The following is a 21,787-nucleotide window of genomic DNA, read 5'->3' as shown; positions in this document are numbered from 1 at the left end:
CCAGACGGCCTCGACGGGTCAGGTCGGGTGCATACGGCGGAAGCCGGACGGTGGTGAGCCAGTCGTGTTCGGCTTCGTACCGCGGGGCGGCGTCATCGAGAAGCCGGCCTCGTCCTCGAAGACGATCCAGGCCCCGGAGGCCGCCGCGAGCCTTTTACCCGGGGCCACACCTCCTCCTTCCACAGCTCCACCGCGTGCTCGCCACGCTCCAGCGCTCTGCGGGCGGGCGCCTGCCAGGACCAGCCATGCCGTTTCAGCAGCCGCCACACCGTTGTCACCGACAGGCTCACTCGCAGCCGACGGCGGATCACCGTCTGGACCCGGACCAGGGTCCAGCGTTCGTCTTCGAAGCCCTGGGTCGCCGGGCCTTTGCCGAGTTCCTCCTCCAGTACGGCGAACTGGGCATCGGTGATGGTCGGTGAGTTCGCCGGACCCGCGGAACGCAGGCCCTCCATGCCGCCCTCGCGCCAGGCACGGCGCCAGCGTTCCACCGACCGCACGCTCACTCGCGAGTCCTTCGCGATCACCGCGGTCTTCTCACCCGCCGCGAACCGCTGCCCGGCCTGAAGCCGGATCTCCTCACGAAACGCCCGACGCTCAGCGGTCAGGCCCCCACCCTCCGAATACCTCACCCCACCGGCATACCGCAGGGATCATGAACCGTCACTACCCGACGACAACACGAAAACCTCAGTAGGTGGACCGTACGGGCAACTGCGAAGCGCACCCGCCGCACTGATGGGCGGCGGGTGCATCCTCGCACGAGGTCTTCGGCCGGCGGGATGTCAGACTCGACGAACAGGACCGACGTACTGCGAGGTCGGCTGCTCCTCGACCACGCACTCATTCACCGGGGGGGCGCAGCGCCTCGGGCTCAATGCCGGCCACGTAGATCTGTCTGGTCCGCCGATCCGTCGTGCAACGATGAGAGGGGATCGGCCGCTGACCTGCGGGAATGCCCTTTCGGTCGGCCGGACGGCGCTTCGAGGGCGCCGCCCGGGACCGGTGCCATGTGTGGCGCTCCTGAGCTCAGCCGAAGGTCACGTCGCTGCACCACATGTAGGCCTGGTCGAGATGTGAGGCCTGCCAGACCACGAACACGATGTGGTGTCCGGTGTAGCCGGAGGTCTGGACGGGGAACGTGATGTCGTTCGCCGGCGCGTAGCTGCCGGTCTGCGTGATGAAGTCGAGGTTGCCCCAGCCCAGGGTCTGGGTCTTGGGGTCGAAGCCCTGCTTGCTCACGTAGACCTTGAAGTAGTCGGCACCGTGGGACGCCTGGTCGTGCAGGTGCACCGAGAAGTTGTTGCCGACCGTGGTGGTCTTCCACGCCCCGGGCTTGTCCAGGCTGGCGTTCCGGGACAGGTTGTTGCTGCAGAGCGTGCCGTCGGGGGTCTTCGCCTGGAACTGGCCACCGAGGCCGTCACGCAGAGCGCTCATCCAATTCCACATGGTGTCGGTATTGGTCTGCCAGGCCTGCCAGCACATGGGGTCCTGCGTTTGCATGGCCGGGTCCATGTGGTTGCTGCCCCACGTCTTCCAGCACTGGTAGGCGCGGGTGGCGGGGCCGACGATCGTGCCGTGAGCCTGCGCGGGGGCCGACCAGGCCAGCGCGCCGGCGACGACGGCGAACAGCATGACGAATACCTGGAGGGGGCGGCGGAGGTACGACCTCGAACGCCCGGTTAACGGAATTTTGTGGTGCATGTGGGGGGAACTCCTTCCAGTGGCAAGGCTGTAATGGGAGCGCTCCCAACGGTACGACGTTCGCGTGAAGTGTCAATAAAACCAACCAAGTTGATCACAAATCGGGTGGGCAGGGAGTGTGTGCCGTGAGCCGGATGGCGGTCCTCACCGTCATGTCGGGAGGGAGACCGGCTTGCCATGACACCGCGTCGGTTTGCGCTCTTGCAGATCCGGTCCGACCGAGGAGACTGCCTGTTATTCCCCGGTCCACTCCGTACCCAGCAGCACCACGCCGAACATGTGCGCCACTGGTCAAGGAGGCCGGGCACCTCCACGACGACGGCGACCGGCGGTTCGAACGGCACCTCGGCATGGCCCTCGACGGGATCGCCGCCCGGCTGGACACGTGACTCACCCGCGCCTGCGCACCAGCACCGTCGCGAGCACCGCGGCCTCGACGAGCGCCGCGCCACCCGTCTGCATGTAGAGCCGCACCCCGGCCAGGGCGTTCGCGGCGACCCCCGCGACGAGCGAGTCGGTGGCTGTCGCGTTGAGCAGCATCACGCCGACGAAGTCGAGCACGACCGACCCGACGCAGAGCACGACCACCACCAGGCTGCCGATCGCACCGTGATAGGGCCACTTCCGGCTCGCCCACAGGCGCCGCGCCCTCCAACAGCTTGATCTTCCGCTCGAACAACTCAGCCGCCTGCATCCGCACCGGCTCACGGCGCCGACGTCCCGCGACAGTCAGCCCGCCCCATCCGCATGTTTCTCACACCACGGGATGCAGCCACCGCCCCAGGCCCATCAGGGACTTCGCCGAACCTGGCGAGCCGAAGCCAGTGGCGCGATACCAACGCGCAACAATGGAAAGGGTAGTCATGAACTTGGCCTTCAGGACCTCGGTATCAGGAGCAGTCCTCGCCTTCACCGCCGTACTGGCGGCTCCGGGAACCGCATCGGCTGAAGAACCCGTGACCCGCTGTGACGCGCGGCAGTGTGAGCAGTCCGCGCTGGAAGCCGAGGTGGATGAGCACCTGGCCGACGGGGCCGGCCGGGTCGGCGGACGCGGGTCGCTCTCGGGCGGCAACACGCGCAACGGCTACCGGAGCAAGAAGGTGATGACGGAGGTCGGCGCGGGAGCTTCTCGTGCTGGTCCACCCGTCCTCGATCGACCTGTCCAGCCGCACCTTGCGGGTCGTCAGTCTGTGTCGTCGTCGGTCCAGGCGTGGAGCTTGTCCGGGTTGACCACCAGCCACAGGTTGGATACCAGGCCGTCGCGCACGTCCAGGGCGAGGACAGCGACGGTGGTGCCGGCGATGCGGACCGTCACACCGGGGGCACCGTTGACGTCCTCCTCGACGAGTTCCACCCCGGGTTCCTTACGCATAAGGCCGAGGAGGAGGCGGGCCACCTTGTCCCGGCCGACGACCGGGCGCAGGGCCGCGCGCACCTTGCCGCCGCCGTCGCTGAGCGACGCGGCGTCGGGGTCGAGGAGATCGATGAGGGTGTCGAGGTCGCCGGTCTCGCAGGCGTCGCGGAACGCGGTGACGACCTGGCGGTGTTCCTCTGCCGTACTGCTGCCAGACCGTTGGCTGGCAATACGCCGTCGGGCGGACGCGGCGAGCTGTCGGCAGGCCGCGGGGGTGCGGCCCACCGTCTCGGCGATCTCGGCGAACGGCACGCCGAAGACGTCGTGGAGGACGAAGGCGACACGTTCCGCCGGAGTGATCGAGTCCAGGACCACGAGCATCCCCATGCTCACCGACTCGTCGAGGGTGATGCGGTCGGCGGGATCGGCGCCGCCTTCGTGGCCCGTGCTGGTCCACAGGGTGTTGTGCCGGACGGGTTCCGGCAGCCATTCACCGGTGTAGCGCTCCCGGCGGACCCGCGCCGACGCAAGGTGGTCGAGGCAGATCCGTGAGGCGACCCGGGTCAGCCAAGCCAGCGGTGTGGCGATCCCCTGCTGCTCCTCCTCGGACAGGGTGTACCAGCGGGCGTACGTCTCCTGGACCACGTCCTCGGCGTCCTGCACGGAGCCGAGCATTCGGTAGCCGAGGTTGAGCAGCCGACGGCGCTCGGCCATGAGGGTGCCGAGGGGAGGGTCCTGAGCCGATTCGGATGGCGTGGACACGGTGTCTTCATCCCCCCTGGACAGCGTGCTGGGCGAGCCATGCCTCGAAGGTCTGGCTGCCCCGCGGCCCTTGTCCGACAGGCAGTAGACCATCGCCCGCCATCGCCGTGCCCGCGACGCCGGGCATCTTCACCGGCAGCAGCAGACGCCGCTGGTGCCGGGCCCGCAGCAGTCGACGCACCATGTCGACGACCTGCTCGACCTGCGGTCCGGCGAGCTCGGGGGCCATGCCCTGGCCCGGGGCCATGGTGAGCCGCACGAGCTGCTGGGCCACCTCACGAGCCGCGACCGGCTGGGTCCGCATCCGGGGCACCACTGCCAGTGGCCCTGACACCCGGTCGAGGGTCTGCTCCGCGAACTCGTGGAATTGGGTGGTGCGCAGCACCGTCCATGGTGTCCGCCCGCTCTTTGCCACGTCCTCCTGGCGCAGTTTCCCCTGGTAGTAGCCGAGGCCGACCTGGTCGATGCCGACGATCGACAGCACGACGTGGTGGCCCACCCCGGCTCGCATACCGGCGTCCAGGAGGTTGCGGCCGACGCTGTCGAAGAACGCGATGGCCTTCTTGCCGCTCGTAGTCGTCACATTGCTCACGTCGACGACCGCCTCCACGCCCGCCATGGCCGCGTCGAGCCCAGCGCCTGTCACAAGGTCCACACCCTGCGACCGGGCCAGCACCACCGGCTCCTGCCCGGCCGCGGCCAGTTCCTCGACCACATACCGGCCGACCAGCCCGGTCCCGCCCGCCACTGCCACCCGCATGCCGGACCTCTCCTTCACGCTCATGTTGCCGTCGTTGCCGTCGTTGCTGTTGTCGCCGAACGTCATCGGGTGTCGTTCCGCCGTCCGGGGAGGACCGGCACCAGGAGCACGGCCGCCAGGAGCACCAGTGCGGCCAGGAACACGACGTTGAGCACCTGGTCACGCGTGTTGTACATGGCGAGGTGCTGTACGTGGTAGATGAAGTGCAGCACGTTGAAGACCAGCCACACCGCGCCCGTTGTCTGGACCAGCCGAGTGTTTCGCACGGAGCTCAGCGTGATGAGCGTCAGCATGGCCAACGCCAGGAACATGGCCCCGGCGTCCTTGGAGAGGTGCTCGTTGTAGGGGCCCAGCTGGGGCAGCCAGCTGAGTCCGAAGCCGGGGAAGTTCGCGTACCAGTTTGTCGGGGCGAAGTAGGCCCAGAGCCCTGTGTACAGGCCGACCGCGGCCAGGAGGCCGAGACTTGCGTAACGGAGTTTCGTGTTCATACCTCTATGACGACACAGCGCCCTGAGATGTGAGACGGATTGTCACCCGATGGCGTCAAGGAACCGGTCTGCGCAGATCAGAGGCCACTGGGGCATCGAGAACCTCCTGCACCACGTGCGGGACCGCACGTTCCGCGAGGACGACTCCGAGGTCCGCACCGGCACCCTGCCCCGCGCCATGGCCTCCTCGCGCAACCTCGCCATCAGCTGGCGGTCCTGCCCAGGAAGCCGTCACATGCGCCAGGTCACCCCTGCCAGCCCCCGGCCGCCCACGGCTCGCGAAGCCACAGCGCCACCAAAAGCTCCAGTCGACAGCAGGCAAGGTCCGCGAACGAGGCGCACCTTTCACTCCCCCACCAGCCGCCACAACCACGCCAGCCGCCGAACAGAAACCCAGGCTTGGCTGACTGCTCTCCGGGTGTTCAACTACCGCCTCCAGGACAGGACGGCGTGTTCACGCCAATCGCCCATCAGAGGGCGGCTGGCTGACCCCGCTACCAGGGGACACTCCGGGCACCGTTCGGCGCCACACGTCGGAATCCAGCCCCATCCCCCGCCGTGCGTTAGTTCGATCCACTTTTGGATCAAGCATCACACCGACTCTTTTCACGACTTACTCACGGGTGATGCACTGTGCGCACACAAGCGCGAAGACTCCTCACGACACTCCTGGCTCTGGCTCTCCTTGCCGTCGCAGGGGTCATCCCCTCCTGGGCATCCCCCGGAGGCCAACAGACCTCCATACCCCCATCGGCTGCCATACGGACGGCCGCGGCGAGAACCGCTGCGGACCTCCCGAAACCACCCAAGGCCATGACGCTGGCCGAGAGACGCCAGCAGGTGAAGCGGGACCGGGGCGAGCTGTCGCCCATGCATAACTACATCACCCCGCGTGCAGAAAAGCCGTCCGGGACACCGCACCCCCGTCCCACCGAACCCGCCGACCGGGGCCCGGCCGCCGGAAAGTTGGCATCGCCCTTCGGCGCGCAGGCAACAGGCAATCCGACATGGGTCAGCGCGTACGCCACCGCCTACCCGGCGATGCTGTCCATCGGCGGGCAATTGCAGCTGCCGACGGGCACGGCGGCATCCCAGGTGTCCGGGATGTGGCTCTACGTCCGTGACGAGGCGGGGAACTACGTCCACCAGCAGGAGATCAAGCGCACCACCGGTGACCCTTCGGGCCGCTACCTCGACAACGGCGCCTGGTGTTACGGGTGGTGGCCGAGCAACGCCTACCCCGCCGACCAATGCTTCTGGTGGAGCGGCAGCACGCTCGGGGGGCATCTCGAGGACGGCAAGAAGTACTACGCCTACATCTTCCTCACCGGCACGGACGGGTCTTCGAGTCCGGGCGGAACCACCTCGCCGCTGGTGGAAGCCTTCTACACGCCTGACATTCCCGGAGCCCAGGCGGGCATCTGCACTTGCTACGCGCAGGCTCACCGTGCGGACCCGGTCAACACGGCGACCGGCATTTTCTTCGAACAGCTCACTGACGCGTCCCTGGTCGGCCCAGGTGTGCCCCTCGCCCTGGAACGCACATACCGTTCCGACTCGATCACAGCGGGTCTGCTGGGCCGCGGCTGGGCGACACCGTTCGACTCGAAGCTCACGGTCTCGACGGGGAAGGTCACCTACCGGGCGGACGACGGGGCGTCGTTCGTGTTCACGCAGAACAGCGACGGTACGTACAAAGCTCCGGCCGGTTCTGCAGCCAAGCTGGTCAAGGGGACCAGTGACTACGTCCTGACCGCGCCCGACCACACCAAGCGGACCTTCACCAGCGGTGGTCAGCTCACCTCCGTCGTGGACAGGGCAGGAAAGGGGCTGAGCCTGACCTACGTGTCCGGCAAGCTCGCCTCCGTCAAGGACGCCGCCGGACGCACGACGACCTTCACGATCGGCGCCGACGGGCTGCTGACCAACGTGGCCCTGCCGGACACGACGTCGGTGTCCTACGGCTACACCAACGGTCTGCTGACCTCGGTGACCGACCCCGCCGGAAAGACCTCTTCCTACGCGTATGACGCGAACAAGCGGCTGTCGTCCTACACCGACCCCGCAGGCGGCAAGGTCAGCAACGTCTACGACACGACCGGCCGGATCACTTCCCAGACCGACCAGAACAGCAAGACGACCACGTTCACCTGGGACGGCAGCCGCGAGTCCCACACCACGGCGCCCGACGGCGGCGTGTGGACCGACGTGTACTCCGGCAACGTCCTCATGTCGACCATCGACCCGTACGGCAAGAGCATCACCTACGACTACGACCGCAATCTGCGGCCCGTGGGCATCACCGACCAGCGCGGCAACACCACATCGATGACGTACGACGGCGCCGGCCGCATGCTCACCCGGGGTTCACCGTCGGGGCTCGGCTACAAGGAGATCTGGACGTATGACACGTCGGGCAACATCACCAGCCACACCGACGGCCGCGGCAACAAGACCACGTACGCGTACAACACGTCCAACCAGCTGACGACGGCCACCGACCCGCTGGGCGGCACCACCGCCTACACGTACACGACACTCGGCGCCATCCAGACGGTCAAGACGCCGCGGGGCAAGGTCACCACCTATGGCTACGACACAGCAGGTAACCGGACGTCGGTGACCACACCCCTGGGTGAGAAGGCGACGTTCACCTACGACGCGGCCGGGCGGATCCTGACCAAGACGGACCCGCGTGGCAACGCCACCGGCGCCGACCCGGCCGTCTACACGACGAGCTACGCCTACGACGGGCGCGGGTTGCTCAGCTCGGCCACCGACCCGCTGGGCCGCACCACGACCTACACCTACAACGGTGCGGAACAACTCCTCACCGCGAAGAACCCCGACGGCGAGACCACGGCATTCGCCTACGACGATGCCGGGCACCTGACCAGGGCGACGGACGCGGCGGGCGAGTTCGTCACCCGCACCTACAGCGCCGCCGGACACCTCGCCTCCGAGACGGACGCCGCCGGCAACAAGACCACCTACACCTACGACAAGGTGGGACGCCTGCTCACCAGCGTCTCCCCGCGCGGCAACGTCACAGGCAATGATCCGGCCGCCCACACCACGAGCTACGCCTACGACGCCGCAGGGAACAACACCAAGGTCACCGGGCCCACCGGCGCGTTCACCACCACGACCTACGACGCGATCAACCGGCCGCTGGTGAACACCGACCAACTGGGCCACACCACCGGCTACACGTACGACGCCAATGACAACGTCACCAAAGTCACCGACGCCGCGAGCAGGACGACCCTCTCCGTCTACGACAAGAACAATCGGCTGACCAGCAGCACCAACCAGCTGAGCAAGACCAGCACCTACGCCTACGACGCCGACGGGCACCTGCTCAGCAGCACTTCGCCCCTGGGTAACAAGGAGAGCTGGACCTACGACGACGACGGCCGCCGGGCCACGGCCGTCGACCCGCGGGGCAACGCCACCGGCGCCTCCCCCGCCCAGTACACCACCACATACGACTACGACCCGTCAGGCAACCCGACCGCCGTCACCGACCCGCTCGGCAACGTGACCCGCACCGAATACGACGCCGTCGGGAACGTCACCCGGAGCACGGACGCCGACCAGCGCGCCACCACCTACCGCTACAACAAGCTCGACCAGCTGACCACCGTCACAGCCCCCGGCGGCGCGGCCACCACCTACGGCTACGACTCGGTCGGCAACGTCACCGGCCGGACCGACGGCAACGGCCACGTCACCACCTACGGTTACGACGCCGCGCACCGCCTGACGTCGGTCACCGACCCGCTGGACCGGGCGACGACATACGCGTACGACGCGGACAGCAATCCGGTCAAGGTGACAACGCCCCGCGGCTCCACCACCCGGACGTACGACACCCGCGGCCTGACCACCAAGATCGACTACTCGGACGCCACGCCGGACGTCACCCTCGGCTACGACGATGCCGGACAGATGACCGCCCGCGCCAACGCGAAGATCTCCGAGGACTTCGTCTACAACGCGGTCGGCGACCTCACCAAGACCCGCGGCTTCGCCTACACCTACGACGCCGCCGGGCAGATGCTCACCCGCAAGTACTCCGACGGCAACACCATCGGCTACACCTACGACAACGACGGCCGCACCGCCACCATGACGGCCGACGGCACCACCACCACCTACGCCTCCGACGCGGCAGGCAACCTCACCAAAACGGCACTGCCCAACACGGAGACCGAGGAACGCACCTACGACCGGGCGGGCCGCGTCACCGCCGTCACCTCCGCCAAGGCGGGCACGACGGTCACCAAGACCGCCCTGACCCTCTCGCCGGCCGGCCTGCCCACCCGCGTCGACGTCACCCGGGCCGGAGTCGGCACCGGCGGCTACGACCAGACCTACGACACCGCGGGCCGCCTCACCTCCGGCTGCTACCCCCAGCCCTGGATCACCGGTTGCGCCGCGACACGCACCACGTCCTACACCTACGACAAAGTCGGGAACCGCCTGACCTCGACCCTCGGCACCACGTCCACCAGCTACGCCTACGACGACGCCGACCAGCTCACCTCCACCACCACCGGGACCACCACCACCGCATACGACTACGACGCGGAAGGCAACCAGACAAAGGCCGGCGCCAACACCTTCGCCTACGACCTGGCCGGACAGATCTCCGCCGCCACCGTCGCGAGCACCGACTACACCTACGACCACGACGCCAGCGGCAACCAGGTCGCCACGCTCAAGGACGGCGCGGTCACCAGCCGGACCCAGTGGGACCCCAACGCACCCCTGCCGATCCTCGCCACCGAGTACGACAGCGCCTGGACCGTCAAGCAGTCCTACCGCTACGACCCCCTCGGCCAGCCCGCAGCCACCAAACCCGGTGCAGGTGCCGTCTTCTACTACCACCACGACACCCAGGGCTCCCCGCTCGACGTCACCGGCAGCACCGGCACCCTCCACCAGCGCTGGGCCTACGACCCCTACGGCACCCGCGTCCTGGGCACCTTCACCACCGGCGCGCCCTCAAGCACCCCCTCCTACACCGGCGCCCGCTACGAAACAACCACCGGCAACCTCGACCTCCACGCCCGCCAGTACAACCCCGCCACCGGCCGCTTCAACAGCACCGACCCGGCAACACGAAGCACCTCAACCCCCCACGTGTCCCCGTACGCCTACGCCGACAACCAGCCCACCCTGCTCACCGACCCCAGCGGCCGGACCCCCGACGACCAGAACGACAGCGTCGACGGCATAGGCGACGTGCTGGGCATCTTCGGTGACGCCTTCGTCGACGTCGTCAAGTCACCGTTCGTGTTCCTCGGTGACGCGCAGGACGCCTTCACCGGCGAGAACGGCGGCGCCGGCGCCTTCCTCGACAAGTACCTCCCCGTCCGCCCCGCATACCGCCTCTACCGCGCCGAATACATGCTCCGCCAACAAGGCTGCGACGCACTCGCCGACCTGTACGCGGAAGCAGGCGACGAGCTGACCCAGCAAGTGGCCCTCGTCGGAGTCGGCGGTCTCACGGGGTGGAGGCGGCAGGCGTACGAACCGGAGACCTCCGTCCTGAGATCCGAGGGACTGCCGAACAGCTCCGCCGGCGCACCTCTGAAATCCTTGCACCCGGACAGCTCGCTCGACAAGAGCTCGCTGAATTTCTGGCACAAGCAGAGCACCGAAGAAATTGTCCACTCCTTGCGTGTCGGCCGGGATGAGTCACTGAAGGCGAAACCGGATGGGACCATCATGAACGGCAACACCCGGATCGCCGTTCTGCGTTCACGCGGATACGATGTCGATTCACTTCCGCGCGACCCGTACGGCGGCAGGCCAATGACGGACGAGGACTTTTGGGACATGGATCAATGAACATCCGAGAGCAATTCCAATCGGCTTTGAATTCGGACCGGAGAGAGTTCTTCCTGCGTACGCTCGGGCACCGAATTGGAATCTCGGCGCGCGAGATCTTCGCCGGTGACACTCCGGACAGCCTGGCGCAGGCCCGCGCCTGCAACGAAATGATGATCGCCATCTGGTCGCAGCTCGACGCCGCGAAGTCGGCAGGCGTTGCGGGGTATCCGGACACAGAATTCCTCACGATCCTCTTGAGCAAGGCTGACGCCGGTAATGCCCGACCATATCTGCGGAGTGCGCTGGAAAATGCCCTGAATTTCGTCGACGACAACGGCGCTGCCGAGTAGTACCGCAGCTCTACATTGCACCGCGCATGGCGATCGGGTGTTGTGCCGAAGACCCCACCAGCATTCGTCTTCCAGGGATCGTCGCAACACGTGGCCGTGTGAGGCTGCGAGTAGTTTTGCGCAGGCGCTCGGCTGTGGCTTCCCAGCCGAGCGCCTTACCTGAGCGTCCGTTGAGTTCGGTGGCGACTGTGGCGAAGCTGAAGGCGTGGTGGGCCGCAATCTCCGAGCCTTGGTTCCGGGTCAGCGAGCGCGTCAGATACTGGGGCAGACTCTGCACGGTCTTCTCCAGCGCGTCGCGCATGTGCTTGGCCGGGCGGCCGTCGGGCACGTGGAGGCATGTCCTCCAGCCCACAGCGTCCCGCACCCGCGCCGAGCGGCCTCTCGGACGCGGTCGCCGAGGATTTCGCGTTGTACCGGGAGAAGTTCCGACGGCGTCTGCCGGAGTCGCTGGACGAGTTGCACGGCCCGACCAAGGGAGTTGTGGAGCTGCCATTGCACATGGCCTGGTCGGGGATGACCTCGTACGAATTGGGCAAGCCGCGCCAGTGTATGGGCCTATACCGCACCGTCCTGCACGACGACCTGCCCTGCTACCTCAATCAGGACCTGCTCCTCCAGCTGTGGCCGGTGCTGCGCACCCTCGTCGGCCGCAGCGTGCGCGCCGTATGGGAAGACGCCTTCCCTCAGCTCGCCTCCCGCACCCGGGCAGCCTCGTGACGGACATGCCGTAGCTGCACACACGGCTCCTGGCGGATGTCATCGCCCTCGGCTCGCCGTATCCCCTGGTCCTCACCGGCGGGTATGCCGTGCGAGCACATCGCCTCGTGACCCGCCCCAGCCAGGACCTCGATGTCGCCACCGAGAACCCGGCGCCCATGGCTGACATCGCCGCCGCGCTCCGCGCCGGCCTGGAGGCCCGCGGCTGGAAGGTGCATGCGTTGGAGACCGCCCCGCTGTCCGCCCGCTTCACCGTGGCCGATCCGGCCACCGGGCAGGAATGCGAAGTCGACATCCTCAAGGAGATCTTCTGGCGGCCGGTCGCCCAGAGCCCGTACGGACCCGTCCTCGCGGAGGAGGACGTGACCGGGACGAAGGTCCGCGCCCTCGCCGACCGCGGAGCGTCCCGCGACCTGATCGACGTGTTCGCGGCCTCACGCCGCTGGCCCAATGCCGAGCTCGAGGAGTTCGGCCGTCGCCACGCTCGTGGCCGCTTCGAGCGCGAGGACCTGCAGGCAAACCTCACGGGCGCCGAGTGGACCGACGACGAAGCCTTCGCCGCCTCAGCCGGCCTAATCGCTGCAGGTCAGAGTCCTGGCCGGTCTCTTCCGGGACATCTGACCGAGGCCTGCCCGATGAGCCACCACATCCCACCTGACCTGCGCACGTACAGGTTTCGCCAGGAGTGAGTGGCACCTGTGGGACTTCTCTGGGACTTCGGACTCGAGGCCGGGAGCTTCCGTCCGGGTGTGCGGTCCCCCTCCAACGTCCTGCGGCGCGGCGGTCACCGGTTCCGATCGGCGGCAGCCGCCCTCAAGGGCGTCAGGAAACGACTCGCTTCTCCGTTCCACGAGACCACGAGGGCGTCCCGCGCACGGGTCACCGCAACGAATAGCAGCGAGCGGGCGCGTTGGAGCTCGCGCTTGTGGCGGGTGCGGTCGGTCTTCTCCCACTGGTCGACGGAAGCCCGGGGAACCAGGCCCTCGGAAACACCGGCGATGATCATGCGCTGGTATTCCAGGCCCTTGAAGCGGTACATGGTGCCGATGTGCACCCCCTCGGGCTTCTTCGGCCCGTCGGGGGTGATCTCGGTAGGCTCGATGCCCCGCTGCTTCAGCCGGTAGGCGACCTCGGTGACCATGTCGTTCGTGGGGACGCAGACCGCCACCGATTCGCGAGGGACGTCGTGCCACGCGAGCACCTGGTCGGCCACCAGGTCCAGCTCCTCCTGCCAGCTCCCGGCTGACCGGAGAGTGGGTCGAAGGCCGTGCAGCACGGAGCGGTACCCCGACAGGGCATCGGTTCCGCCGTCGAGGTCGTCGTACTCCGTTCCTTCCAGTACGCCGAGCGCGGAGCCCAGGATCTCGCGGGTCGTGCGGTAGCTGAGGGTGAGTCTGGCCGACCTGCCACGAATGTTGATGCCGAGGCTGCCGAGGGTGACCTGGTTGTCGTAGATGCGCTGGTGGGTGTCGCCGACGAGGAAGATGTCGTCAGGGCCGGTGGGGACCATGGCCCGCAGCATCTTCCAGTGCGCGGGGCTCAGGTCCTGCGCTTCGTCGACGACGACGTGCCGGTAGCGGTAGCGCAGCCAGGCGCCGGAGCCGGATTCGACGTGGATGTTGCCGAGGCCGCCGTTGTCGTCCTTCGTCCGCTGTGCCTCGTCGATCTTCGCCTTGCGGGCGATCTCCAGCCGGGCCGCCCGTTCGGCGACCTGCCGGTGCGTCTCGAGGCCTTTGAGGTCCAGACGCTGGGTGAAGCGTTCCGTGAGCTGCCAGATCTGGGCTCGTTCGGCGCGGTTCACACTGCGTCCGCGTCCCGCCCGACGGGCCTGGAAGTAGTCGGAACGGGTATGCGCGGCCTGGCCGAGGACCACCTGGTTCCACTCGTCGCTCAGGAATTCGGCCTCCCAGCGTCCCTCGCCCGCCTCGACCAGCATCTGCCGCCATTCGCGCAGGGCCTGGCCGTCGTCGATGCGCCGCTTGGCACTGCCGGGGTCGGCCTCCCGGACGACCCGGGTCGCCAACTGGTCGACGTGCACGATCTCCACACGGGCCAGCGTGTCGATGCCTCCGAGAGACAGCAGTCTCGCGCGCAGGTCGGCCGCGAGGTTCTTGTTGAACGTGGTGAACAGGACCGGTTTGCTGTGCCCGGGGGGCAGTCGGTCGACCAGGTGCTTGACCCGGTGGAGCGCCACGATGGTCTTACCCGTCCCGGGGCCGCCGCCGACCTTGGCAGCACCCTTGTACGTACGGTCCACCAGCTTGCGCTGCGTCGGGTGCAGGAAGATCTTCCAGCGGCCGAAGTCACCTTCCTCGATGATGCTCTGCAGTGATTCGTCGTCAGTGATGACCATGGCCGGTGAGCGTTCACCGGCCGCCTGCCAGTCGTCCGGCTCGACGGCACCGTCCGCCGCGGCGACGGCCACGGGCTCGGTGACCTGTTCCCTGACCAGTTCGTACGGTGTGCCGTCCCGCAGCCGGAGGAGGACTTCCGCGGTGTGGCGGGGGGCATACGTGGCGAGGCCCCGGACCTCGTCGTCGGTGGTCAGTTTCAGGACGATGGAGATGAGCGGCTCGGCGACCCCGAGCCCGGCGAGTTGGTCGGCGCTGAAGTCGGCGAACAGCGGGCGTGGGCTGTCCGGTACGGACGCCGGCTCCTGGCGAACCGCGTCCGCGACGTCCTTGAGGTCGACGTAGTCGATCGCCCCGGTGATGCGGTTGATGCCGTACGCGAGCCGGTCGACGTGCTCGTCGATGTGCTCACGGTGCTTGACGGAGACGAGCAGCCAGTCGTCGTCCGTCAGGCGCAGGAGCAACGCGCGGTAGGTGGGGTCCTGCCTGTCGACCCGCGCGGACCAGAGGCGTCCGTCGTCCGTGTGCTGCCGGAGGTCGAAGCCCCCGGACCGGGGAGCTTTCCGGAAGTCGCGCTGGAAGCCGTACACCGCCCCCAGCGTCCTCTGGTCGAGCTTGGCGATCTCCCGGTCCGCCTTGTCGAGCAGACGCAGTGTGGCGCCTTCGGCAGGCACGGGGGGGCTGTTCATCGGTCGTGCTCCTCGTCGTGGTTCGGGTCGTGTGCGGGCGGAGCGGACAGGATGTCGCCCAGTTCCCGTACGTCCCACTCGGTGGCGGTGCGGACCACCCAGCCCGCGTGCCGGTATGCCTCGTCGCGGTCGACCGCGTCCTGGTCGACGGCACCGTCCAAGCCGGTGCGGTGGGCCAGTACCACGCCGACGCGGAGGTGTGGCCAAGCCAGTTCCGCGGGCCAGGCGGCGTCACCGAGTTCGTACCCGGCCCGGGGTGCGGGGATGCCTCGGTCGGCCAGGGCGGCGGCGAGAGCGGGCAGGCCGGGATCTTCGACGAGGTACTCGATGACCTCGTTCCACGCCTCGTCGCGCGGAGCTGTGGCAGGGGCTGCCGTAGCGGCGGCTGCCGTGGTCCCCTCCGCCGGCTCGTGGATCCGGTGCTGGGTGGTGAGCCATCCCGCGCCACCGGTGACGGCGAGTTCGAGCGGGTCGAATCCGGCCAGGCTGCTCGCTGCCAGCTGGATGCCGTCGCCTTCGCCGTCGTTGAGGAACTGCAGCAGGTTCGTCCAGTACAGCCACGCCCGCCAGCGCCTGCGATGGGCGCGCTCGTCGCCACCGACGGCCGCCGCGCTGTCGTCGAGGACGGCGAGGGCGCTCCACGCGGCTCCTGCCTGCCCCTGCCGCAGGTCGAGTGCGACCGTCAGCGGGCAGCCGGACGCGTCCTGGGTGGCCATGATCTGGACGGCGCCCTTCCCGCCCGTGAGCCGCTTCCCTGCGAGCGCGTCGCCGATGCGTTCGGCTACGGCCGGCCCGTCCGCCAGCGCCCGGCTGGTCGCGGACACGGCGGCGAAGCCGGCGAGCGCGCTCTGGGCGCAGGCGCGCCACAGCGATGCGTGCGGGCGGGTCAGATAGCCGATGAGCAGTTCGACGGGGTTGGCCCAGACGTGGCGCGGCAGGTCACGGGTGTCACCACCGTGCAGGCGCCGGTGGACGTCGAGCGCCGTCCTCTGCGCGGTGTTCTGGTAGGGGTGCCAGACCGGGTCGGTGGGCACAGGTCCGCGTCCCGTCCACGCCTGTACGTCGTCCCAGGTGAACTGGAACACCTGCCAGCCCTGTTCGGCGCGCAGCCGGGTGCGCTTGGCCGCATCGCCCGCGATCTCGTTGTGCGTGGGGCTCGCGTGGTAGCGATAGCCGTCGAGATAGACGGCGACGCGTCGCCTGTCGTCGTCGAGGGAACGGAAGACCACGTCGGGGCGGGTGAAACCGAGGTCGGTCTGGGTCTCCATCTGCCACCCGCTGACGGTGCCGTCGGGTGCGGTGAACCGCAGCACGGTGGCGTGCTCGCCGTCCGGCCGGTGCGCCGTGCGGACGCTCACCTCGTCGACCTTCTCGGCCCAGGCGAGCAACCCACGCCGGAACAGCGCTTCGAGTTCGCTCTCCAACTGGGGGACGAGGCTGATCTCCTGGGTGGTGGTGGCCTTCTTGACCTTCCAGTCCTCCCCGGTCTCGCCGAAGAGCTCACCGAGCATGTCGAGGGCCTCGTCGCGCGAGACCATCGCGTACTCGCTGTCGCCCACGTGCCGGAGGAGGCAGCGGTGGCAGACCGGCCGGTTCTCCTTGACGCAGGCACACGTCTGAATGGTCTGCCGGGCCAGTTCCAGGACACCGCGCAGCCCGTCCCGGTCGGCGAGGCGGTGCAGGTAGCCGGTGCCGCCCGGGAGCGTGTCGTACAGGACCAGGAAGTGGCGCCGGATGTCGGCGTCACCGCCCTCCCCGGCGGGCATGGAGTCGGCGACGACCGCCAGGTGGTCGGGGTCACCGCCGTAACTGCGGGCGATACCCGCGAGCAGGGCCGCCTTGAAGGAGACCAGTCGTTCCTGGGTCTGGGCGGTGACGGCGGGGATCAGGATGCGCAGGGCCTCGGTGCGCAACCGGTGTGCGAGCAGCACCCGTACGCCGCCGTTTCCCTGGCCCTCCGGCGCGGTGTCCCGGACCCGGGGGCACCAGGGCCGGTGGTACGAGGAGGTCTTCACCGGTACGAGCGCGTCCTGCTGCGCCGGGCCGCCGTCCGCGTCGGCGAAGCCGCAGGACTCGCACACCCAGAAGGGGTTGAGGCGGACCTCCTTCCCGGCGAAGGCGTCCCCGGACGCGGCTCCGGGTTCGACGCGGGAGGCACCGGTGTTGATGTGCCGGATGGTCGCCTGCCGGCTGAACTCCCAGCCGAACACCGCGCTCTCGTGCTCCCACGCCTGGTCGACCTTGTCGCGGGGGATGTCGACGGCGGCCACGGTCGTGTAGTGCCGACGGCGCCGCTCCTCCGTGTCGTCGCGGACCCGGACGTCGTCGCGCACGTCACGGGAGTGCACCCGGTGGGGTTCCAGGACCCGGTGGAGGCAGCCGGTGTCACCGATGGCGCGCGAATGGCAGCGCGGACAGCGCGAGGTGTCCTGCCGGGCGTTCTCCTCGCGGACGTGTCCGCAGTCGGGGCAGACCCGCCACCAGCGCCAGGCGGGGCGTTGCGGGCTGCCGATGTCGAGCCCCGTGATGTGGTGGCGGTAGCCCTGGACGTAGTAGTGATTGCCCGGCGCCAGGTCGGTGAGGGCGAGTTTGGCGGAGCGTTCGTAGCGCAGCACCTTGCTCTCGTAGGTCTCCTGGCCGTCGTCGCCCGTCTCCCGCCAGGTGAGGGTGGCTTCGAGCTCGGTGACGGAGTCGGCGAGGCTGTAGTTGGGGAGCAGGCCGAAGTCGACGAGGGCGTTGTGCGCGGTGTCCCGGGCGATCTCGCCGGCGCGCCGCGCGACTGCGCGGCGTTCCGCGCGCAGTTCGCGAGAACGGCGCTGGTGTTCGGGGTCGCCCGCGACGAGTTCGGCGTTCGCCCGGTCGATGGCGGTGAGACGCCGCTGCATCTCGCCACGGCGCTCCGCCCAGCGGGCCGCTGCCTGGCCCAGGGCGGCGGTGAGGGTCTCGTCGTCGCCCGCAGCCTGGATCGTGCCGGTGGCGAACGTACGCAGGGCGGTGGCGGCTTCGGGGCTGACTCCGGTGCCGTGCTCCTCGTCGTACGGCGGCAGCAGACTCAGGAAGGTCTCGACGAGCCGTGCTCCGTCCGCGAGGGCGGCGGCCTTGAAGTCGTCGAGCCATCCGTAGGGGCCGAAGAGCGCGGTGGCCAGTCGGGGCAGCGGATGGACCGTTCCCTCGGCGTCCGGTGTGCTCAGTTTCCCGGCGCCGGCGAGGTCGAGGAGATGGGCGAGGTACTGGCGGCGCAGGATCGCGACGGCGGACAGGAAGCAGCCGGGAGGCTGGATGTCGCCGGCGATCATCAGGGTCGGGTCGTCGAGGTAGTACCGGTCGCGCGGCCCCCGGTCGACCATGGTGAGCAGGTAGGCGTTGCCGGTGGAACGGCCCGCACGACCCACTCGCTGTACGTAGTTGGCGGGGCCCTTGGGGAGGGAGGCGAGGACGACGGCCGAGAGGTCGCCGATGTCGATGCCGAGTTCGAGGGTGGGCGTGCAGGAGAGGACCTGCGGATTGGCGTAGTGGGACCGCACACCGGCCCGGAACGCCTTCTCCACCGCTTCCCGCTCGGCGCGGCCCAGGGTGCCGGTGTGCTCGGCCGTGTTGATGGTGAAGACCCCGGCCTCGCGGTACATACGCCGGTAGAAGTCCTCGGTGAAGTCCCTTTGCCGCAGGCCTGCTCCGGTGTCACGGCCGGTGCGCAGGGTGCCGCCACAGCGATAGCGGGGGCAGGGCTGGCCATACCACCGGTCGGCCACGTCGGGGTGGGCGACCTGCTGCCAGGAGCAGTCCTCGCAGTGCACGGTGGCGTCCGCGACGACGTCGTCGGCGAGCTTGCGGACCTGGATGTGGCCGGGCTGGAGCCCGTAGACACGGGTGCTGCCGTCGGTCGCGGTGCGCACGGACAGCACGTCCAGGTCGGCTAGGGCGGGCAGCAGCCGCAGGAGGAAGTCGCCGGCGGCTTCCCGGCGCAGCCCCAGGGCACGGACGGCCCAGTCCTGGTACCAGCCGAGCCGTCCGGTCAGTACGTCGAAGTCGTCGCTGCCCTGTTTGGGGCTGCCGAGCAGGAAGGAGGGGGCGGAGACGCCGGGAGGAAAGGCGGGCATACCGGGGGCGCGGCCGCCCCAGATGGGCCAGCGGCGCACTCCGGCCTGATCGATCCAGTCGTCGAGCCACCGGTGCCGGATGGCGCCCCGGGTCCTCAGCCGCTCCAGGAGGCCCCGGACGAAGCCGACCAGGCGCTCGGGTCCGGGTGTGGAGCCGTCGGGGAGGGCGATGTCACCGGGTGTGGTGCGCAGGACCTCCCACACGAGGGCCGCCACCGCGTCGGGGTCCGGCAGGGGTACGTCGGCGGCGACGGTGCGGGTGAGTTCGAGGGTGCGACCCTGACGGGAGCGGAGCCCGAACTCCAGGGTCGTGGCGAAGGCGAGCCGTTGGGCGATCAGCTCCCAGGTCGCTTTGGAGCCTCGGCTGCGTTCCGACAGGAGGGTGTCGACGCCCTTGACGACATGGAGGTCGGGTGGGATGACGGCGGCCCGTACGTCCTGCCGTTCGGCGACCTCCTCGATGATGTCCGCCGCGAGGTCGTTCAGCGCGATGGGGGTGTCCTCGTCGATGCGCCGGGCGATCAGGGAACGCAGCGAGAAGGTGTACGAGCGGCTGGCGACGTAACCGGCGCGATGGGCGGCGTCCTGGACGGAGTCGTTGAACAGGAGGGTCTTGTTCTCCCCCAGTTCCTTGAGGAGCTCGCCGCCTGTGAAGAGCTGAGTCAGGGAGGCGGCGGCGAGTGCGGCCAGTCCGGTGCCCAGGTATCGGATGCTGTTGACGGTGCGGCAGGCGGGGCACTGGTCCCCCTCGGCCGCCCGGTCACCGGACAGGTCGACGACGACGAGCGCGGCGTCGTGCAGGGACTTCGGTGAGCGGGGGGTGCCGGAGTCCCCGTGCCTGGGTTCGAAATCCGTCTCGGGCGACAGCGGGACGAGGCGCCCGGAACCCCCTTCGAAGCGCATGACGGTGGAGCCGCTGCGGACGGGTTCCCGGGCGAAGGCGGTCGTGAACGCTTCGGCGCCGGTCGCCGCGATCATGTTGCGGACCCGGCGCTTGTCCCGTCCCATCGAGGCGAGGCGGATCCGGGCCGCGTCCAGCTCCAGCGTGGCGGGGTCGGCCTCCGGGGAGAACGCCGCCCAGCCGGAACGACCGCATTCCCGGCAGAAGATCGCCGGCAGGAAGGTCTGGGCCGGACGCGGGGCGCTGTCGTCACCGGGCTCGGCCGGCCGTTCGTCGGCGGGTTCGGGGAGCGCCGCCCCAGGGTCGGAACCGGTCCTGGACTCGGGCACCGGCTTGCCGCGGGGCTTGACGCGTTCGTCGTCCCAGCGGAACTCGGCCCGTGCGGGGCCGACTCCGCGCAGGACCCGGGACACGGAGCGCACCCAGTGGTGGATCTCGATCGACAGCAGGGGCCGCTCGGGATCCTTCGGGTCGCGGGCCATGGACAGGAGCGCGATGTAGCGGGCGAGGGCGCCGGCGGCCACCTCGGGCCGCTGCTGGACGGCCATGCCCCAGTGGTAGGCGTACCGGGGCAGCCCCTCCAGTACGTCGGCCATGGTGCGGGGAGCGCCGTCCAGGATCTCCAGCACGGCGGCGGTCAAGCGGTGGCTGCGCAACCGCTCCCCCAACTGCCCGGGGGTCAGCCCGCTTTCATGGGTGAAGGCCGCCATCAGCCGGTCGGCGGCGTCGTCGTCGCGGGTGGGGTCGCCGTGCTCCAGCACGTCGTGCGGGGAGGGGAAGGGCAGTGAGAAGTCGGTCTCCCCGGCGAAGTCCTTGATGCTCTGCCGGTCCTCGGCGACGACGGCGTCGGGGGGGAACGGTACGCCGAAGACCTGTTCGGCCACGGCGAGCATGGCGGTGCCGGAGGCGTCGCTGCCGCCTTCACCGAGGGTCGCGGACGTGGCGACCGGGCACACCGGGCCGAGCGGCCGGCCGGGTTCGGCGAGCCCCGTGACGGCGCCGAGCCGCCGCAGCAGCATCGCGACATCGGTGCCCTGCGCACCGTCGTACGTGTGGAACTCGTCCAGGACCACGTAGGCGAGGGAGGAGCCCTCCCACAGTCGCTGGTCCTCGGGGCGTTGCACCAGCAGGTCGAGCATCTTGTAGTTGGTGATGAGGATGTCGGGCCGCGTGCGCCGGATCTCGTCCCGGTCGACGGCGACCTCGGGGACGGACTGCTTGAACTCCTGCGAGGCCGTGTCCCCGATGTAGAGGCCGGCCCGGACCGTGCCCTTCAGCCGGTCGTCACCGGCCAGGTACGCGTTGATGCGGTTCGCCTGATCGGTGGCGAGCGCGTTCATCGGGTAGAGCAGGACGGCCTTGACGCCCTCCCGGCCCGCCTGCCGCTCACGCAGGCAGTGGTCGATGAGGGGGACGAGGAAGGACTCGGTCTTGCCGGATCCGGTCCCGGTGGTGACGAGCGTCGGTTCGGCAGGTCCGTGCAGGGTGGACAGCCGCTCCCAGGCCTGTTCCTGGTGCCGGTGAGGCCGGAAGGGGCGCGGCCACCAGGTCAGGTGTTTCTGCCAGCCGTCGTCCTGGGCCGCTCGGAACGGGGTGCGGATCCTCAGGTAGGGGCCGCGGAAGATGCCGTCGTCCGCGTCGGCGAGGAAGTGCTCCAAGGCGCTGCGGGTGGCTTCGTCGGCCAGCGCGTACGTCGTCGAGAGGTACTGGCCGAGGCTGCCCCGTACCTGTTCGGCGGCGAGAGTCGGTCGCACGCGCCCCTCCTTCTTCAGT

At 69.1% G+C, this 21,787-nt stretch carries 13 protein-coding genes; 4 read left to right on the top strand and 9 right to left on the bottom strand.

The genetic code is table 11. The features are described 5' to 3' along the window. Nucleotides 1-92 precede the first annotated feature (92 nt). The 6 genes from ACFYQ5_RS12615 to ACFYQ5_RS12590 all read right to left on the bottom strand — a co-directional run bounded on the left by ACFYQ5_RS12615 (nt 93) and on the right by ACFYQ5_RS12590 (nt 5,068). Nucleotides 93-632: a winged helix-turn-helix domain-containing protein gene (locus ACFYQ5_RS12615; protein WP_389196823.1), complete on the bottom strand. Its 540-nt coding sequence runs from the start codon at nt 630-632 to the stop codon at nt 93-95. Nucleotides 633-1,029: 397 nt separating this feature from the next. Further along, nucleotides 1,030-1,635 (bottom strand): lytic polysaccharide monooxygenase, encoded by a 606-nt coding sequence (locus tag ACFYQ5_RS12610; protein WP_389196821.1) that lies wholly within the window; start codon nt 1,633-1,635, stop codon nt 1,030-1,032. Nucleotides 1,636-2,094: 459 nt separating this feature from the next. Further along, nucleotides 2,095-2,286: a hypothetical protein gene (locus tag ACFYQ5_RS12605; protein WP_389196820.1), complete on the bottom strand. Its 192-nt coding sequence runs from the start codon at nt 2,284-2,286 to the stop codon at nt 2,095-2,097. 601 nt (nt 2,287-2,887) lie between these two features. Next, nucleotides 2,888-3,820 carry an RNA polymerase sigma factor SigJ gene (sigJ, locus tag ACFYQ5_RS12600; protein ID WP_389196818.1) on the bottom strand — a complete coding sequence of 311 codons (933 nt, stop codon included), beginning with the start codon at nt 3,818-3,820 and terminating at the stop codon, nt 2,888-2,890. A 7-nt stretch (nt 3,821-3,827) separates the two neighbouring features. Beyond that, entirely contained in the window at nt 3,828-4,646 is an 819-nt protein-coding gene (locus tag ACFYQ5_RS12595) for an SDR family oxidoreductase (protein WP_389196816.1), read from the bottom strand. Then, nucleotides 4,643-5,068, bottom strand: a complete 426-nt coding sequence (locus tag ACFYQ5_RS12590; RefSeq protein ID WP_389196814.1) for a hypothetical protein — start codon at nt 5,066-5,068, stop codon at nt 4,643-4,645. Before ACFYQ5_RS12590 ends, ACFYQ5_RS12595 begins: the two co-directional genes overlap by 4 nt. A gap of 813 nt (nt 5,069-5,881) precedes the next feature. Between ACFYQ5_RS12590 and ACFYQ5_RS12585 the strand changes: the two genes are divergently transcribed. Both ACFYQ5_RS12585 and ACFYQ5_RS12580 read left to right on the top strand, forming a co-directional pair. Continuing rightward, complete coding sequence (locus ACFYQ5_RS12585; RefSeq protein WP_389196812.1) at nt 5,882-10,927, top strand: DUF6531 domain-containing protein; 5,046 nt, start codon at nt 5,882-5,884, stop codon at nt 10,925-10,927. Continuing rightward, nucleotides 10,924-11,259, top strand: a complete 336-nt coding sequence (locus ACFYQ5_RS12580) for a hypothetical protein (protein WP_389196810.1) — start codon at nt 10,924-10,926, stop codon at nt 11,257-11,259. The genes ACFYQ5_RS12585 and ACFYQ5_RS12580 overlap by 4 nt, the downstream gene beginning before the upstream one ends. A gap of 10 nt (nt 11,260-11,269) precedes the next feature. Here the strand turns inward: ACFYQ5_RS12580 and ACFYQ5_RS12575 are convergent, their stop codons facing one another. Beyond that, nucleotides 11,270-11,587 (bottom strand): hypothetical protein, encoded by a 318-nt coding sequence (locus ACFYQ5_RS12575; RefSeq protein ID WP_389196808.1) that lies wholly within the window; start codon nt 11,585-11,587, stop codon nt 11,270-11,272. Nucleotides 11,588-11,595: 8 nt separating this feature from the next. Here ACFYQ5_RS12575 and ACFYQ5_RS12570 point away from each other — a divergent pair, with 8 nt between their 5' ends. Together ACFYQ5_RS12570 and ACFYQ5_RS12565 are read left to right on the top strand one after the other, a co-directional pair. Beyond that, on the top strand, nt 11,596-11,976 hold the full coding sequence (locus tag ACFYQ5_RS12570) for a hypothetical protein (RefSeq protein WP_389196807.1): 381 nt from the start codon (nt 11,596-11,598) through the stop codon (nt 11,974-11,976). A 14-nt stretch (nt 11,977-11,990) separates the two neighbouring features. Next, on the top strand, nt 11,991-12,665 hold the full coding sequence (locus ACFYQ5_RS12565; RefSeq protein WP_389196905.1) for a nucleotidyl transferase AbiEii/AbiGii toxin family protein: 675 nt from the start codon (nt 11,991-11,993) through the stop codon (nt 12,663-12,665). Between the two features lie 95 nt (nt 12,666-12,760). Here ACFYQ5_RS12565 and ACFYQ5_RS12560 read toward each other — a convergent pair whose 3' ends face one another. Both ACFYQ5_RS12560 and ACFYQ5_RS12555 read right to left on the bottom strand, forming a co-directional pair. Then, nucleotides 12,761-15,001: a UvrD-helicase domain-containing protein gene (locus ACFYQ5_RS12560; protein ID WP_389196903.1), complete on the bottom strand. Its 2,241-nt coding sequence runs from the start codon at nt 14,999-15,001 to the stop codon at nt 12,761-12,763. Nucleotides 15,002-15,012: 11 nt separating this feature from the next. Further along, on the bottom strand, nt 15,013-21,768 hold the full coding sequence (locus ACFYQ5_RS12555; RefSeq protein ID WP_389196805.1) for a DEAD/DEAH box helicase: 6,756 nt from the start codon (nt 21,766-21,768) through the stop codon (nt 15,013-15,015). Nucleotides 21,769-21,787 lie beyond the last annotated feature (19 nt).

The sequence above is a fragment of the Streptomyces sp. NPDC005794 genome, assembly GCF_042871445.1.
Taxonomy (GTDB): domain Bacteria; phylum Actinomycetota; class Actinomycetes; order Streptomycetales; family Streptomycetaceae; genus Streptomyces.
This window is presented reverse-complemented; position numbering and strand designations above follow the sequence as displayed.

Bases quoted from the DNA above. Each gene is read 5' to 3' on its own strand.
- ACFYQ5_RS12610 (WP_389196821.1), bottom strand. From the start codon at position 1,635: ATGCTGTTCGCCGTCGTCGCCGGCGCGCTGGCCTGGTCGGCCCCCGCG.
- ACFYQ5_RS12595 (WP_389196816.1), bottom strand. From the start codon at position 4,646: ATGACGTTCGGCGACAACAGCAACGACGGCAACGACGGCAACATGAGC.
- ACFYQ5_RS12590 (WP_389196814.1), bottom strand. From the start codon at position 5,068: ATGAACACGAAACTCCGTTACGCAAGTCTCGGCCTCCTGGCCGCGGTC.
- ACFYQ5_RS12585 (WP_389196812.1), top strand. From the start codon at position 5,882: ATGACGCTGGCCGAGAGACGCCAGCAGGTGAAGCGGGACCGGGGCGAG.
- ACFYQ5_RS12580 (WP_389196810.1), top strand. From the start codon at position 10,924: ATGAACATCCGAGAGCAATTCCAATCGGCTTTGAATTCGGACCGGAGA.
- ACFYQ5_RS12570 (WP_389196807.1), top strand. From the start codon at position 11,596: ATGTCCTCCAGCCCACAGCGTCCCGCACCCGCGCCGAGCGGCCTCTCG.